At 61.0% G+C, this 15,984-nt stretch carries 15 protein-coding genes and 1 other RNA gene; 10 read left to right on the plus strand and 6 right to left on the minus strand.

Translation table 11 applies throughout. The features are described 5' to 3' along the window. Positions 1-18: 18 nt before the first annotated feature. From LKE65_RS02520 to LKE65_RS02530, 3 genes are all read right to left on the minus strand, one after another. Complete coding sequence (locus tag LKE65_RS02520; protein WP_233129096.1) at positions 19-1,065, minus strand: FUSC family protein; 1,047 nt, start codon at positions 1,063-1,065, stop codon at positions 19-21. Positions 1,066-1,094: 29 nt separating this feature from the next. Then, positions 1,095-2,624, minus strand: coding sequence for a DegQ family serine endoprotease (locus tag LKE65_RS02525; RefSeq protein ID WP_278740335.1), 1,530 nt, complete (start codon positions 2,622-2,624; stop codon positions 1,095-1,097). Positions 2,625-2,712: 88 nt separating this feature from the next. Beyond that, positions 2,713-3,960 (minus strand): OpgC family protein, encoded by a 1,248-nt coding sequence (locus LKE65_RS02530; protein ID WP_095349692.1) that lies wholly within the window; start codon positions 3,958-3,960, stop codon positions 2,713-2,715. Positions 3,961-4,146: 186 nt separating this feature from the next. Between LKE65_RS02530 and LKE65_RS02535 the strand changes: the two genes are divergently transcribed. Beyond that, positions 4,147-5,292, plus strand: coding sequence for an Mrp/NBP35 family ATP-binding protein (locus LKE65_RS02535; protein ID WP_408744019.1), 1,146 nt, complete (start codon positions 4,147-4,149; stop codon positions 5,290-5,292). A 220-nt stretch (positions 5,293-5,512) separates the two neighbouring features. Here the strand turns inward: LKE65_RS02535 and LKE65_RS02540 are convergent, their stop codons facing one another. Then, positions 5,513-5,737, minus strand: coding sequence for a hypothetical protein (locus LKE65_RS02540; protein ID WP_143296460.1), 225 nt, complete (start codon positions 5,735-5,737; stop codon positions 5,513-5,515). A 341-nt stretch (positions 5,738-6,078) separates the two neighbouring features. Continuing rightward, on the minus strand, positions 6,079-6,996 hold the full coding sequence (gene thyX, locus LKE65_RS02545) for an FAD-dependent thymidylate synthase (protein WP_278740336.1): 918 nt from the start codon (positions 6,994-6,996) through the stop codon (positions 6,079-6,081). A gap of 115 nt (positions 6,997-7,111) precedes the next feature. Between thyX and ssrA the strand changes: the two genes are divergently transcribed. The 6 genes from ssrA (at position 7,112) to LKE65_RS02575 (ending at position 10,976) form a co-directional block, all read left to right on the plus strand. Continuing rightward, positions 7,112-7,438: a transfer-messenger RNA gene (gene ssrA, locus LKE65_RS02550) on the plus strand. Between the two features lie 2 nt (positions 7,439-7,440). Beyond that, on the plus strand, positions 7,441-7,584 hold the full coding sequence (locus LKE65_RS02555) for a hypothetical protein (RefSeq protein WP_158093036.1): 144 nt from the start codon (positions 7,441-7,443) through the stop codon (positions 7,582-7,584). 58 nt (positions 7,585-7,642) lie between these two features. After that, positions 7,643-8,176, plus strand: coding sequence for an SspB family protein (locus LKE65_RS02560; RefSeq protein ID WP_086646185.1), 534 nt, complete (start codon positions 7,643-7,645; stop codon positions 8,174-8,176). Positions 8,177-8,225: 49 nt separating this feature from the next. Next, entirely contained in the window at positions 8,226-9,881 is a 1,656-nt protein-coding gene (locus LKE65_RS02565) for a fumarate hydratase (RefSeq protein WP_278740338.1), read from the plus strand. A 68-nt stretch (positions 9,882-9,949) separates the two neighbouring features. Then, complete coding sequence (locus tag LKE65_RS02570; protein ID WP_086646135.1) at positions 9,950-10,342, plus strand: VOC family protein; 393 nt, start codon at positions 9,950-9,952, stop codon at positions 10,340-10,342. 142 nt (positions 10,343-10,484) lie between these two features. Then, a complete protein-coding gene (locus tag LKE65_RS02575; protein WP_278740340.1) occupies positions 10,485-10,976 on the plus strand; it encodes a hypothetical protein in 492 nt (163 codons plus the stop codon). Between the two features lie 58 nt (positions 10,977-11,034). Here LKE65_RS02575 and LKE65_RS02580 read toward each other — a convergent pair whose 3' ends face one another. After that, positions 11,035-12,609 carry a glucoamylase family protein gene (locus tag LKE65_RS02580; protein WP_278740341.1) on the minus strand — a complete coding sequence of 525 codons (1,575 nt, stop codon included), beginning with the start codon at positions 12,607-12,609 and terminating at the stop codon, positions 11,035-11,037. A gap of 308 nt (positions 12,610-12,917) precedes the next feature. Here LKE65_RS02580 and LKE65_RS02585 point away from each other — a divergent pair, with 308 nt between their 5' ends. The 3 genes from LKE65_RS02585 (at position 12,918) to rfaD (ending at position 15,975) form a co-directional block, all read left to right on the plus strand. After that, positions 12,918-13,445, plus strand: a complete 528-nt coding sequence (locus LKE65_RS02585; RefSeq protein WP_086646138.1) for a hypothetical protein — start codon at positions 12,918-12,920, stop codon at positions 13,443-13,445. A gap of 139 nt (positions 13,446-13,584) precedes the next feature. Further along, positions 13,585-14,751, plus strand: coding sequence for a nucleotide sugar dehydrogenase (locus tag LKE65_RS02590; protein WP_086646139.1), 1,167 nt, complete (start codon positions 13,585-13,587; stop codon positions 14,749-14,751). A gap of 210 nt (positions 14,752-14,961) precedes the next feature. Then, on the plus strand, positions 14,962-15,975 hold the full coding sequence (gene rfaD, locus LKE65_RS02595; RefSeq protein ID WP_278740342.1) for an ADP-glyceromanno-heptose 6-epimerase: 1,014 nt from the start codon (positions 14,962-14,964) through the stop codon (positions 15,973-15,975). Positions 15,976-15,984 lie beyond the last annotated feature (9 nt).

Consider the following 15,984-nt stretch of genomic DNA (forward strand, 5'->3'; position numbering starts at 1 on the left):
TGGCCGCCACAATGTGGTTTATGGGGCTGCACGGTCCTTGTCATCCTCACCCAGAAGCTGGATGAGCTGGCGCAGGTCCGTGAGCAGAATACCCACCACAAAACGTATGATCGGGTCTGCCGTTTCATTTTCCGTCGGCAGGGCGGCCATCACTTCTGCGGCAATGCGGTATTCATCCCCCGTGCGGGCCACGGCCTCGCTCTCACAACGCTGGATGATCCACTGGAATCCACGCAGCATGCCGGCGCGTACGCTGGCCGCGCGCTCCAGCTCCTCCGCCGTAGCACTCTGGGGCAGCACCAGTATGGCGCGGGCCACCACCAGCGCATCCATTTGCAACTGCCGTATCCGTGCAGGCAGGCGGGCCAGCATGGGGTCGCGCTCATCCAGCGGGCGCCAGTGTTCGCGCCGGGCCTCTTCCAGCGCGGCCTGTACCTTGCGCAGGGAGGCCGCACATTCGTCATTCATGTCCTGAATGACCGACCATTCCACGTGCCCCGTGCGGGCCTTTTGCAACATGGCCACAATCTGGCGCACCGTAAGGGCGGCGTTGCGGAACGCATCGCGCCGGGCCTGTTCGTGCAGCACCACATACGTGACCAGCGTGCCCGCCCCGACCCCGATCAGAATAGCCAGCACACGCTCGATCGGGCGCAGGTAGGGGTCGTTATCGGAGGGGAACAGTATGGCCACCATAAGCGTGACCACGCCCATGCGGGCCTCCGGCTTCCAGGATACCAGAACGGCCAGCGGCACAAACGCAATGGTAAACGCCCCCCACAGCGGCCAGTGCGCAAACATGAGCAGCGTAATGGGCACAATACTGACCGTAGCCCCGATAAGCGTGCCCACAAGCTGGTCACGCCCCTTGGAGATTGTATCCGTAATGCTGTTCTGGGTCACAATGACCGAGGTAATCAGTGCCCAGCCCGGTTCCTGCAGGTTGGTCAGCCAGGCCACAAACCCGGCCACACCAACAGCACTGAGCAGGCGCACGGTCTGGCAGACGGTGGCGTTGCTCAGCCACCGTGCCAGCCATGGGCAATACCGGCCTATATCCAGCACGGGCGCGCGCCTGCCCGTTAAAAGTGCAATCAGGGCGCGTCCTCCGCGCTCAGGGGGAAGGGAATCCAGCGCAGGCCATCCGCATCATGCACCAAAAGCAGGACCGAACGCTTTTTGGCTTTGCGCGCGGCCTCGATCCGCTGTTTGAGGGCCGCGGGCGTTCCCACCTCGGCCTGCTGGACCTCGGTAATCACATCCCCTTCCTTCAGCCCCCGGTCCGCCGCCGTGCCATCGGGTTTGACACTGCTGACCAGCACACCTTTAAGGCTGGCAGGCAGGTTATACTTCTGCCGCCCGGCCGCATCGAGCGGGCCAACGGTAAAGCCAAAATCCGCAAAGCTGACAGAGGCCGCGGATTTAGGAGCGGTTACGGGCTTGGCCGGGGCTTCCTCCGGGGTTTCGGGCAGAGCGCCTATGGTTACGGGCACATCCATCACCTTGCCATGCCGCCACAGGCCCAGCTTGGCCTGCGTGCCCACCGACAACTGGGCGGACAGGCGCGGCAGGGCCTTACCCTCAATCGGCTGGCCGTTCAGGCTCTGGATCACATCGCCCGTTTTAAGCCCCGCCTTGTCGGCCGGGCCACCTTTTTCCACCCCGGCCACCAGCGCGCCGGTGGGTGTGCTCAGGCCCAGCCCGTCAGCTATGTCCTGCGTGACATTCTGGATACGCACACCAAGCCACCCGCGCGAGACCCTGCCGGTCTTGCGCAGCTGCTCCACCACGCCGCGTGCCTCGTTGGAGGGAATGGAAAAGCCAATCCCGACCGACCCGCCGGAGGGGGAATAAATGGCGGTGTTCACCCCAATGACGTTGCCATCCATATCAAACAGCGGGCCACCGGAATTGCCTTTGTTGATGGGCGCATCGGTCTGGATGAAGTCATCATACGGGCCTTGGTCAATATTACGCCCGCGTGAAGAGATAATGCCCGCCGTAACCGTGCCGGACAGGCCAAACGGGTTGCCAATGGCCAGAACCCAGTCCCCCACCCGGCGGTGTTCGCTATCCCCGAAGCTGACAAACGGCAGCGGCTTTTTGCTGTCCACCTTAAGCAGGGCAAGGTCCGTGCGGTCATCATGCCCAACGGCATGGGCGCTGAGCACCGTGTTGTCCTGCAAGGTTACCGTTATGCGGTCTGCTTTGCGGATCACGTGGTTATTGGTCACGATGTAGCCGGTCGGGTCGATGATAAAGCCCGAACCCAGCGCCTGCATCCGCCTTGGCGGGGCGTTGGGGTCTGTCTGGCGGTTCATGAAGTCATGGAAAAACTTCTCGAACGGGGAGCCCTGCGGGAAGTTGGGCATCTGGGGGAGCTGGTCGTCCTCGTCATCCTCCTCCGCATCCGCTTCACGCACGGTCTGGGTGGTGGACACATTGACCACGGCAGGCAGCAGCCGGGCCGCAAGGTCGGCAAAGCTGTCTGGCGCGCGGCCACCGGCGGCCACAACCGCAGGCACCGGAGCCTCCGCCGCATGCAGCGGGGCACACACCCCAAGGCCCGCCACCAACAGGGTGGAAAGGGAAACAGAGCAGAACAGACGGACGGACACACGCATGGACAACACAACTTTCTGCCGGGACAGGACAATTCTCGAAGACTGGGGGGTAAGGTTATTCATGGCGTACCAAAACGGCAAGCATAGCCTACCCCTGTGTCGCGCCGGGGGCCGCAACGGGTGCCGCCGGAGCTACCGGCCGGCCAGCCCGCGCCCGTGTGCGCCGCCGGTCCAGCCATGAGGCAAGGCTGATCAGAATAGCCAGCCCCACAACGTTTACCGCAACCTGCAGGGCCCAGCCCTCCCCAAAGGTGCTGAAGATAAGCCGCGCATACAGGTCCAGTATGGTGCCGACCACAAATACCTCCAGCGAACTGCGGCCAACACGGGCCAGTTCCTGCCCTACCCACGATTCGGCCGCCCACCGGCGCGCAGGCTCGGAGGACTGGACAAGGTAGAAAATGGCCATCACATCCAGCAGCCGCAAAGGCGAGAGCCAGCTTTTGGCCGGGGCAAGCGTATCGCCAAACGGGCGCAGGTCCGGCAGACCCCACAGGGCCCACGGAAATGCCTGAATGGCCGAAAACAGCAGGTACACCCAGCACAGCGCCACAAGGGCTGGCACCCGTTTGAAGTCACGGCCGCGCTGCTGGGTCTGGGCGGAGGCCGTCAGCCCGAGTGCAAACAGGAACTGCCACGCCAGCGGGTTGAAGTACCAGCCATCGGGGTCCAGCCAGTTGGGAAAATTCAGCCCCGGGTCCATGTTCACCAGCATCCACAAGGCCCCCGAAAGCAGCAGGGCCAGCGAACGGTGGATCCGCATCAGCAGGTAAAAAATGGGGAACCCGCCCAGCAGCACAAGGTAGAGCGGCATGATGTTGAGGTTGCTGGGCAGGGCGTCAAACATCATCACCCGCCAGACCCAGCCCAGACCATGGGCCAGCTCCGGCTCCAGATAATCGACCGAAACAGGGGTAAAGTGCCGCCAGCCCCGAACCGTAAACACATACGCCATGACCATAATGGTCTGGCCGATGTAGAGCTGCACACAGCGTTTGAACAGGCGTTGCAGGGTGGGCAGCACACCGTATTTGGTAAAGCCCCGCCCATAGGCCAGCCACGACGCATAGCCCGCCAGCAGCACAAACACCTCCGCCGCATCGGCAAAGCCTACGTTGCGCATGGTAAAGCGGTTAAGCAGGTTCTGGGGAATATGGTCTATGAACATCATCAGCAGGGCGGCACCCCGCAGGGCGTCAATCCTGTGGTCGCGGCGGCTGCGCGTGGGGGTTGCCACTGGTACCGTGGGGGCGGCTGCACCACCCGGCTCCTGCGCAGGCGCACCCGTGGCGGGTGTTGCCTGTACCGTGCCTGCCTTGTCCGTGTGCGCCTGCATCTTACCCTTTCGGCACGGCCCTGCCTCGCCCGTTGGTTATTCCCCGGCTGTTCCTCTACCCATACCACCCTGTATGTGCCAGAAAAAAGGCGTTATAACCCATGGCCGCCCCCAACGGCGCGCCCCTCTTTGCCGTATCTTCCCCCAAGTACGGTGTTGTAACCCCCACGGCACAGGACAAGACCCTTGGCGCAGACTGCTCCTTTTTCTTCTGACACACTGATGGACCTTCTCAAGACCATCAGAACGCCACAGACCGGGCTTTCCCTTGCCAGCGCCGGGCGACTGGAAAGCTGCATGGTGGATGATACCGGCCGCCTGACCCTGACGCTGGCCGTCCCGCGCGAGCAGGCGCCCGAGCTGTCCGGCCTGTGTGATGAAGCCGCCCAAAAGCTGCAAACCCTGCCCAACATCACCAGCGCCACCCTTATCCTGACCGCGCACCGCCCCGCAGGTGCGCCGGAGCCAAACACCCGCCCACAGCGCAGCGCACCCGCCGCGGCCCAACCGGCTGCCGGTGGGCACCGCCCGCTTGGGGGCACACCCGCAGCGCCCGATGCCCCCGTGCTGCCCGGTGTTAAAACCATTATTGCCGTGGCCTCGGGCAAGGGTGGGGTGGGCAAGTCCACCACCGCAGTCAACCTTGCCGTAGGGCTGGGCATGGAAGGGCTGAAAACCGGCCTGCTGGATGCCGATATTCATGGCCCCTCCCTGCACCGCATGCTGGGCACAACGGGCAAGCCAGAGGTTGTGGAAGGCCGCCTGCAACCCGTGCAGGCATGGGGTATCCGTGCCGTCTCCCTTGGCATGCTGGTGGACGAAAAAGCCGCCATGATCTGGCGTGGCCCCATGGTTATGGGCGCAATCAACCAGCTGCTGACCGATGTGGACTGGGGCAATCTGGATGTCATGGTGGTGGACCTGCCGCCGGGCACGGGGGATGCCCATCTCTCGCTCACCCAGAAGGTGCCGCTGAGCGGGGCTGTTATTGTCTCCACCCCGCAGGACATCGCCCTGATCGACGCCCGCCGGGGCGTGACCATGTTTGAAAAGGTCAAGGTGCCGGTGCTGGGGCTGGTGGAGAACATGTCCTACTTCTGCTGCCCCAACTGCGGGCATAATACAGAGCTGTTTGGCCATGGCGGCGCACGGCGTGAGGCCGAAGCCATGGGGGTTCCCTTTCTGGGGGAAGTGCCGCTGCTGGCAGACATCCGCTCCAGCGCGGATAGTGGCGTACCGCTGGTTATTGGCGCACCCCAGAGCGAAGGCGGTAAGGCATGGCGCGCCATTGCCCACACCGTGGCCACGGCCATACAGACCCTACAGGCCTAAAACCACCCCCTGCACCTTGCGGGCCGGACGCTCCCTGCCTGCAAGGCATCAGGCCCACGTAGACCGCCGCAAAAGCCCCAACACGGGCCATGGGCAGACCTTATGCCAAAGGGCCACCCGGCAGGCATCCTGCCCACTCAACAGCCCCTCACACGCAGCCGCTCCATAGCAGCCCAGATATGGGGCCAAATGTCAGGCCCAATACCGGAGCCGGTATAGCCTAGCGCTTGGGCTGGGGCGTTTTAGCCTTGGCCTGCGGGGCTGGTGTGTCCTTGAAATACGCACGGCAGGCGGGGCTGAGCTTGTCTTTTTTACGCTCCATGCAGGCTGTAATTCTTTTTTCATTGGGAATGGCAAAGGCGCAAAGGCGCAGGGCATCGCCCTTGCAGGCTTTGGTCTGCTGTTCGCGCGCCGTATCGGCCCGGGCTGGCAGGCCCGCTGCCATCAATGTGAACGCACAGGCAAAGGCGGACAGGGCAAGGCGGGCAGAACGCCGGTTGGGACAAGACATGAATGCTCCTTATAATTCCCCAGAAATCCTACGGTCTTGCCGTCCCCCGGAACCGGGCTTGCGGGTAGGGCGAGCATGGCAGGCAAACATGGCGCACGGCAATACAAACCCGAGCGCTGCCCTGTTTATGGCCCGCTGCTGCGGCGTTTGACAGGACAGGCGTCAAGTCCGCCCAGATTTAATGCAGATGTCTTGATAAAAAATGAGCGCCGGAGGGGTAGGCCCCACGGCGCTCGCATAAAAACAGGTTGGGCTGCAATGCGCCCCGCGCCTGCTCAGGGTGTGGAGGTTTGCAGGGTGGCCATCATTTCATCCCACTCACGGCGGCTCAGGCCCGAGCCAGCCTGCTCCACAACCTCGCCCGCCAGCATGCGGCGGACAACCGCCATCATGGAGGCCGAGAATGTCACCGCCCCGCGCCGGTATTCCTCAAACGCGGCGGCGGTGGTGGGCACCCATGCGTGCAGGATTTTCAGCATGGCTTCGGCATACACGCGAATTTCGTACTGTGCGTGGGGGTCAATGCGCAGGGCGAGGAAGTGCATGAGGTTATGCAGGTCAATCTTCCAGTACCACTGCGTGTAGGTGTTCAGCGTCAGGTTGATGCGCCCCAGCTCACGCGCAAGGCCGTAACCGTTTTCCCCGTCCAGCATGCGCTCGTAGTCGCGGTAGGTGCGCATGGCGTCTTCACGCAGGATGTCCAGCACCTCGGCGGCGGCTTCGGGGGCCAGAATCTCGCCCCGGCCCTGACGGTTGACTTCGCTCTGGGCAGCCATGTGGGCGGGGTCGGGCAGATAGAACTCGCTATCCAGAATGGAGTAGCGGGCCGAATACTCGTTCACGCTCGCCATACGGTGGCGAATCCACTGCCGCGCTACAAAAATGGGCAGTTTGACGTGGAACTTGATCTCGCACATTTCAAACGGGGAGGAATGGCGGTGCCGCATCAGGTAGCGGATCAGCCCGGCATCTTCCGATACCTTGCGCGTGCCCCGGCCGTAGGAAACACGGGCCGCCTGCACAATGGCCGCATCATCGCCCATATAGTCGATCACGCGCAAAAAGCCGTGGTCGAGCACTTCCTGCGGGGCGTACAGCATGGCTTCAAGTGCTGCCACGGTCGGGCGGCGGGTGGAGAATGTTTCCTGCCCGTGGGCCGCAATTTCGGCGCGTTGTGCTTCGGTCAGTGACATGCGCAGGATCTCCACCATGCTAGAAAAAAACAGACAGCGCACACGGTAGGCCCGCGTGTATGCGCGCGGTTGTAGCAGGCATACCCCCACACGGGGAAGGCAGAAACACCAGCGGGCGCTTGCATTTTGGAAGCCAAGTTCCTATGTGTGGGGTGCCGGAAGATTTCTTGCGGCTATGGCAATAAACGGGATGTGGCATAGGCGTAGTGGACCCGGGGGCGGTACCCGGCGTCTCCACCATAAATCCGGATCGCAAGACCCGGACAGATGGGGACGAAACAGGCTCGACACGCGCAGTAAAGACATCTTTTTTGCCCGGTATTGTACCACCGTTATCGGGCTAATTTTACAAGTGCCAATGATAACACTGAGGTGCTCGCTGTTGCTGCATAAGCAATAAGCGCGGTTCGGGAGGGCACCGGGCAACAGAAGCCCTCCCACTTCATGCCATTTTTCCCCTATTATATTCCGCCACGCCCTGAGGCATGGCCCGTATGTGCTGTGGCGGCCCGCCCGGCCCCTGCCCTGCGGCATGGCCGCAGGCAGGCCTTGGCGCTTGCACTGGCCGAACCTTTCGCGCATGGCTGACGCTAGAGTGATACGTATGGCCAGCCGCCCCCAGACGGCTGAAGCAAGGAGACCAAGCATGGCTGATGACCACAACAATACCCCGGGAAATGACGGTACCCTCCCCCCCAGCCTGCTGCCCTACGACCAGTGGTTGGAGGAAGCCTACAGGGACGTCATGCTCAAAGCACTCGAACATGTGAGCCGCGAAGGGCTTGCAGGCGAGCACCATTTCTATCTGAGTTTCCGCACGGACCTGTCTGGCGTGCAAATTCCCGACCGGCTCCGTGCCCAGTACCCGCACGAGATGACCATTGTGCTCCAACACCAGTTCTGGGACCTCAACGTGGACCGCGATGCCGGTATTGTGTCCGTTGGTCTGTCCTTTGGGGGTGTTGGGTCCATTCTGGTCATTCCCGTCCGGGCGATTACCGGGTTTGCAGACCCCTCCATCCACTTCAACCTGCATTTTGAGCCGGTGGAGGATGAGGAGCCCGCACCCACAGACCACACGCCGGCCGATGCCGGAGAGAGTGCGGAAGCACAGGGCGACTCCTCTTCCCAGGTTGTCAGCCTTGACGCCTTCCGCCGCAAGGGACCATCACCAGCCTGAGCCCCCGGTGCGCGGGGGTCAGGCCGACGGAGAGAGTAGAGACACGACCATGACCAGCCAGCCCCCCCGCCCCCCACTGCCAGAGTTTGCCTATTTCCCCCTGTTCCCTCTGGGGGAGGACACAACAGAATACCGCAAGGTGGATATTGCAGGTGGTGTCAGCACATCGCATTGCGGTGGCAAAACCGTTCTGCACGTTACCCCCGAAGCGCTGACCGAGCTGACAGCCCGCGCCTTCCATGAGGTTGCGCATTTCCTGCGCCCTTCGCACCTGCAGAAACTGGCCAATATCCTCAAAGACCCCGAAGCCTCGGACAATGACCGCTTTGTAGCGCTTGACCTGCTCAAGAACGCCTGCATTGCCGCAGGGGGCATCCTGCCCATGTGCCAGGACACCGGGACCGCCATTGTATTTGGTAAAAAGGGCCAGCGCGTCTGGGTGGAAGGGAACGAGGAAATCGCCTTTTCCCGCGGTGTGTACGAAACCTATACCCGCACCAACCTGCGCTATTCGCAGATGGCCCCGCTCACCATGTTCGAGGAAAAGAACACAGGCACCAACCTGCCCGTGCAATGCGACATCTTCGCCAGCCCCGCCGGCGTGCATGACGAGCAGATGGACCTGATGTTTGTGGCCAAGGGTGGCGGCTCGGCCAACAAGACCTTCCTGTTCCAGGAAACGCGCGCCCTGCTGGGGTCCGAGCAGCAGTTGCTGGACTGGCTGGATACAAAGGTGCGCACGCTGGGCACCTCCGCCTGCCCGCCTTACCACCTTGCCATTGTTATTGGCGGCATGTCCGCCGAGCAGACGCTCAAGACCGTAAAACTGGCCTCCACCCACTGGTATGACGCCCTGCCCACCAAAGGCGACATGACCGGCCACGCCTTCCGTGATCTGGAGATGGAGCAGAAGGTGCTTGAGCTTACCCGCAAGCTGGGTATTGGCGCACAGTTTGGCGGCAAGTATTTCTGCCACGACGTGCGCGTGGTGCGCCTGCCCCGGCATGGGGCTTCGCTCCCCGTGGGGATTGGTGTGTCCTGCTCCGCCGACCGGCAGATCAAGGCGCGGGTCACGGCGGAAGGGTTCTTTCTGGAACAGCTTGAACACGACCCCGCGCGCTTCCTGCCCGAAACCACGGACGAACACCTTGAGGGCGAAGCCGTGCGCATTGACCTCAACCGCCCGATGGATGAAATCCGCAAGACCCTCTCGCAATACCCGGTCAAGACCCGGCTGGCCCTGACCGGCACCGTGGTTGTTGCGCGTGATATTGCGCATGCCAAGTTCCGTGAGCGGCTCCAGCGCGGCGAGGGCCTGCCCCAGTACCTGAAAGACCACCCCGTTTACTACGCAGGCCCGGCCAAAACGCCCGCAGGCATGCCCACAGGCTCCTTTGGCCCCACAACGGCCGGGCGCATGGATTCGTACGTGGCCGAATTGCAGGCCAATGGCGGTTCCTACGTTATGCTTGCCAAGGGCAACCGCTCCAAGGCCGTGCGGGATGCATGCCAGCAATACGGCGGCTTCTACCTCGGCTCCGTTGGTGGCCCCGCCGCCCGGCTGGCCAAGGACTGCATCCGCAAGGTGGAGGTGCTGGAATACCCCGAACTGGGCATGGAAGCAGTGTGGAAGATCGAGGTAGAGGATTTTCCCGCCTTTATTGTTATTGATGATAAAGGCAACGACTTCTACGCTGAACTGTAACCCCCCACCGGGGCTGCCCCGCCGCCACACCATGGCGGGGCAGACAGAAGAGGAGCTGTGTGGTTTTCATGCGCTTTACAGTCGATCGTCTGGATCATGTTGTCCTGACCGTGCGCGATGTCGAAATTTCCGCATCATGGTACCAGCGTGTACTTGGCATGGAGCGGGAAGAATACGGGCGCAACAACCGCACCGCCCTGCGCTTTGGCGGGCAGAAGCTTAACCTCCGCCCGCACGATGCCACCGGCTGGGACACGGCAACCCATGCCCTGCCCGGTGGTAATGACCTGTGCTTTATTACCGCCATTACCAGTGATGACGTGGTAGAGCACCTGAAGAACTGCGGCATTACCATTGTGGATGGCCCCGTCGCCCGCCTTGGCGCCATTGGCCCCATTACCTCGGTTTACTGCCACGATCCGGATGAAAACCTGATCGAAATTGCATCTTACCAAGGATAAAACACAACAGATTCCCCCAAAGCAGAGAATGAACAGCAGGACTCAGGCCAGAGTATGCTGTTCATCTATGCTGGGGCGCGCTATAGTCCGGTAACAAATTATTTTGTATTGATTTTGAAAATAATTTCTAGGTTCCCGGAATATGCAAAAATCTCAGCAGAAACTCTTTTTACTGGGTCTGATGGCATTATCAGGCTGTGCAACAATTCTGGAACCTCCCAAGCAGACCATCTCCATCAACTCTGACCCTCCGGGGGCTGTCTGCGACGTAACCAGAGCGGGCAAACCGATCAGCACATTCCATACGCCGGGCGAATTTACGGTTGCCAAGAGCCACAACAACCTGATCATCCGGTGCCAGAAGCCCGGTTATGCCCCCGTTACCGGTGTGGATGAAAGCCACAACGCAGGCTGGATTTTTGGCAATATGGTGATCGGTACTCTGATCGGCACGATTGTGGATCTCTCCACCTCCGCAGATGATGTGTACGGCGAGAGCATCCGGATCAAAATGCACAAACTCGATAAGGATGACCCCGACGTGTACAGCCTATACCGCCTGAGCCATGACACGGATGACGAAAAAAATCATCGCGAGCCCCTTAGCGCGCCCATACAGGCCGAAAAATACTAACCGATAGGCCGGGAAAGAAGTCTGTTTTTACTTTCCCGGCCGCGGGCCTTGCCCTGACCTAACCTGCCTTGGTCTGTGCCTGCTGCTGCTTGAGCCGCACGGCATCATCATGGTCCACAATCCCGTGGCGGGTGGTCAGCCAGCCCCCTCTAAAGCCCGCGCGCAGCAGGCCACGGCAGATAATGGGATTATCCTTCATGGTGTTCCACACCATGCCATCCCGCCAGTTTTCCACCATGAGCAGAATGGGCCCCTGGTCGATACCAATATAGGTATCATCCGCCCAGTAGGCCTGTTTGCCATCATGGTAGCTGGGGTTGAAGGCATCTACAAAGCCGTAGGTGCTGTAGATGCGGTCCCCGTATTTGTCGCGCATGGTGCGCAGGGCGGGAATGGCCAGTTCTGGCGCAAACGCCACGGAGCCACCCGCCGCTGTTGGGGCCAGTGTGCCATCATCAAGCGTGTAGTCACGCCCGACGCCACGGGCGGTATAGGCCATGAACTTGCGCTGCTGGCCGTTTTCCACCTTTGTGGTTTCTGCCGGGCCGTCACTTGCTGTCAGGCCCCAGATATTTGGCCCGTAATCCTGCCATTTGCCGGGGTTTTGGGTCGCGTAGCCCTGCTGGGCGTACACGGCGCGGCGGCTGTTTTCAAAATAATCAATCCCGGCCGAACGGCTCCAGTCATCCTTGATACCCCGGAAGTCGATCCATGCATGGGTGTACTGATGGCCGAACAAGGGGGCGAAGTTGAGGAAGGTCTGGCCATAAGATTCGCCCCAACGGCTCTTGTTGGTGGAAATCCATGCCTGCCATGATGACGGGTCGAGCGGATGCGTGGTGGAGCCAAGGCCCATCACATACAGCATCATGCCCTCATTATACCCTTCCCAGTAATTGGATAAAAAGCCACGTTCGGGCGACCAGCCCATGCTCAGCCGGTTATCCGGGCGCAGCATCCAGCGCCAGTCCACGCGGTTGAACAGCTTGGCGGCCAGGTCACGTATTTCGGCCTCGGCGGCGGAATCATGCGTATAGTAACTGGTCGTAAACAGCACCCCCTGCATGAGCAGGGCCGTGTCTATGCTCGACAGTTCAATATCCGGGTTAAGGCGCAGCCCGTTCTCACGCTTGAGGAAGTGGTAGAAAAAGCCATGGAAGCCCGCGGCTTTGTCCGGGCTGTCGTTCTGGGGGAGCTTCCACAGGTAGCGCAGGGTTGTCAGGGTCCGGTCCACGGCCTGCTGGCGGTTAATGTAGCCCCGGTCCGCACCAATGCCGTAGGCGGTCAGCGCAAAGCCAATGGACGCAACGCTGGACTGGGTCTGGTCCGATGGGTAGCGGTCGGGCACCAGCCCGGTTGCAGGGTCTGCCGAATCCCAGAACCACAGGAAGGTCCGGTGCTCCAGATCCGCCAGAAAAGCCCTGTCTGTCTGGTCAGGGTGGAAGGGGCTGGGGGCTCGCGCCACAACAGAGGATGTCGCTGCCGCCTGTGCGCCCCCCCCTGCTGCAAGGCCGGTCAATGCGCTACAGAGCATGAGCAAGGACAGACAAACCCGACCGTTCCTCTGGCGTTGCCCCTGTGCGGGCAGGCTGGTTTTTGTCTTGCCATGTGCAAAAAAGCGCCTCAGTACCATAAGCCTTGCATTCCTCATCTGTTCACACCAGCGCCACTGCCGCAGCGGGCTGTTTTCTGTCCGGCCCGGTTGCCGCGCTGCACCGGAACGGGCGTTGAATATAGGGGCCATGTCCCGCACCCCGCCAGAGCGGAGCGGGGGCCTGCGCCACGGAATCTGCCGAATTTCAGAAAATATTCACGTTTTATGTGTGCCTCAAAGGCTATGTGGGCGGCCACCACCCATACAGCATGCCTGCCCAGCCCTGACCGCCCCACAAGCATGCAAAACAACACCGTGCGCAGCTCCTCCTGTTAAGGATATAAGGAGTGCCTGATCATTCCAGCCCCGAATATGATTCCGCCATGACATACCGCTACAACATTTTCCGATTTGTTTATGAGCTTGTGGATATTCTGGTATCCCGGCTGGAATATGGCCTGCGTGGCCTTGCCACCAGCCATGTGCTGGTTCCCCCACCAGCAAAAAGCCACTCATTTCTGGTCATGACCGCGGAGGAAAAAGGGGGCAGAACCTTTTACAAGCCCGCCTATTACCTGTTTTCCAAAACCCGCGAACGACTGAGCGGATATTTTGCCCAGGGGAAAGACCACCTGTTCTTGCAAAACACCCAGCACTGCCTGCTGATTGCCTTTGCGGATTCCACTCTGGTTGTCGGGCGTGAAGACACAATAGCCGAGTACCACCCCCACTCGTTTGAAACCCTGCTGGCCCTTAAGGCCCATATGCGCGCCATCAAACTGGGCCGTTACCCGCATGAGTATCTGGTTATTTCCAAAAAAACCGCCATACCCCCGCGCCCGCCAACATTCCGCCTGCGCGCACAGGCCCATTAGGCCGGGCCTTTTAAGCCCCCGGCCGCGGCACAACGCCCTGCAAAACAGCGTGACGGATTCTGGCGGCTCATGTATTGCAACGCCTTGACGCACCGGGACAATACGCCCCGATCACGCAGGGTGTGGGGGAAAGAACACCATGAAAATTGCAGTTGTCGGTCTTGGGTATGTTGGCCTGTCCAACGCCATTCTGCTGGCCCAGCACCATGACGTAATGGCCGTGGATGTGGATGCCGGGCGGGTCCACAAGGTGAATAACCGGGTCTCCCCCATTATTGATACCGAGATCGAGGACTACCTGCACAACAGGCCACTCAGCCTGAGTGCCACAACAGACCTGACCGCAGCCAGCCAAGATGCCAGCTTTGTCATCATTGCCACCCCGACCAATTATGACGCGCAGGAAAACTACTTTGACACATCCTCCGTAACGGATGTGATTGCCCGTGTCAGCGCGCTCAACCCCGAGGCGACCATTGTTATCAAATCCACCATTCCGGTCGGGTTTGTGGACCAGATCCGCGCGGAGCTGAACACCGAGCAGGTCATCTTTTCCCCCGAGTTCCTGCGCGAAGGCCGCGCACTGTATGACAACCTCCACCCGTCGCGCATTATTGTGGGGGAACGCAGCGCCCGGGCCGAACGCTTTGCCGCCCTTATGCTTGAAGGGGCGATCAAAAAAGACGTGCCCCTGCTGTTTACCGAAGCCACAGAGGCCGAGGCCATAAAGCTGTTTGCCAACACCTACCTTGCCATGCGCGTGGCCTTTTTTAACGAACTGGACAGCTACGCACTGGCCCGTGGGCTGGACACCCGCCAGATTATAGAGGGTGTCTGCCTCGACCCGCGCATAGGCCAGCATTACAACAACCCCTCCTTTGGCTATGGCGGCTACTGCCTGCCCAAAGACACCAAACAGCTTCTGGCCAACTACATGCAGGTCCCCCAGAACCTGATCCGCGCCATTGTGGACGCCAACCGCACCCGCAAGGATTTTCTGGCCGACCAGATTCTGGCCATGCAGCCCAAGGTGGTCGGCATTTACCGGCTGGCCATGAAAACGGCATCCGATAACTTCCGGCAAAGCTCCATTCAGGGGATCATGAAGCGGCTCAAAGCCAAGGGGATCGAGATTGTGGTCTATGAGCCCGCCATGGCGGAAGAACAGTTCTTTGGCTCGCGCGTGCTGCGCAATCTGGATGAGTTCAAGGCTGTGTCGTCCATTATTGTCAGCAACCGCCACCACCCCGAACTGGCTGATGTAAAGGACCGCGTGTTCACCCGCGACCTGTTCGGCAGCGACTGAGCACCCCCCAAGCACACCCCGGCGCACCCGCCGCGGGTGGGGGGCGGGGTTGTATTTGCCTGTTCATGCCTGTGCAATTAGTATCGGCTCAGGCTGGAAGCACCATGGGCGCGTCCGCTGTTTTGAACCACCGTGCAAAGACACAGAACCCAGAGCTGGCGCCTATGACCGTAACCGTTCCTCCCCCCGAGCACATGGTGCCGTGCTGATATGGCCAGACGTCTTATTGTCACCGGGGGTGCCGGGTTTATTGGCAGCAACATCATCCATGCCCTCAACCAGCGCGGGCTGACCGACATTATTGCCGTGGACAACCTGACCAACGGCGACAAGGCGCTTAATCTGGCCGACCTTGCGATCAGCGACTACGTGGACAAGGACACGTTCTACGATGCCCTGAGTGCTGGCCATTACGGGCCAATAGATACGATTTTTCATGAAGGGGCCTGCTCCTCCACCACCGAGCGCAATGGCCGCTACGTGATGGCCAGCAATTACGAGCCCAGCAAAAAACTGCTGGCCTACTGCCAGAACACGGGCACCCGCCTGCTCTACGCCTCCAGTGCGGCCACCTATGGCGCGTCCACCACCTTTACCGAAGCCCCCGCCAACGAAAAGCCGCTCAACGTCTATGGCTATTCCAAACTGCTGTTTGATCAGGTGGTCAGGCGCGCCCTGCCCGGGCTGAGCACGCAGGTTGCGGGCTTCCGTTACTTTAACGTGTATGGCCCGCGCGAGCAGCACAAGGGCGGCATGGCCTCCGTGGCGTTCCACAACTTCAACCAGTTCATGGCCGAAGGGCGCGTCCGCCTGTTTGGGGAATACGGGCCGTACCAGCCGGGCGAGCAGATGCGCGATTTTATTGCGGTCAAGGATCTGGTGGCCACCAAGCTCTGGTTCTTTGACAACCCCGGGCATAGCGGCGTGTTCAACCTGGGCACAGGCAAGGCACAGCCGTTTAATGATGTTGCCACAACAGTCGTGAACACCGTGCGCGCCGCGCGCAGCCTGCCGCCGCTGGACCGGGCCGAAATGGTACGCACCGGCCTACTGGAGTATGTTCCCTTCCCCGACACGCTGCGTGGCCGCTACCAGTGCTACACACAGGCGGACATGCGCGCCCTGCGCGCCACCGGGTGCACCGTAGCACTGGACAATGTGGCCAACGGCGTGGCCGACTATGTGCACCACCTGCTGCGCACCCGGCCAGACCACACACCATGACCGCCATAC

The sequence above is a fragment of the Acetobacter fabarum genome (genome assembly GCF_022483405.1).
GTDB classification, from domain to species: Bacteria; Pseudomonadota; Alphaproteobacteria; order Acetobacterales; family Acetobacteraceae; genus Acetobacter; species Acetobacter fabarum.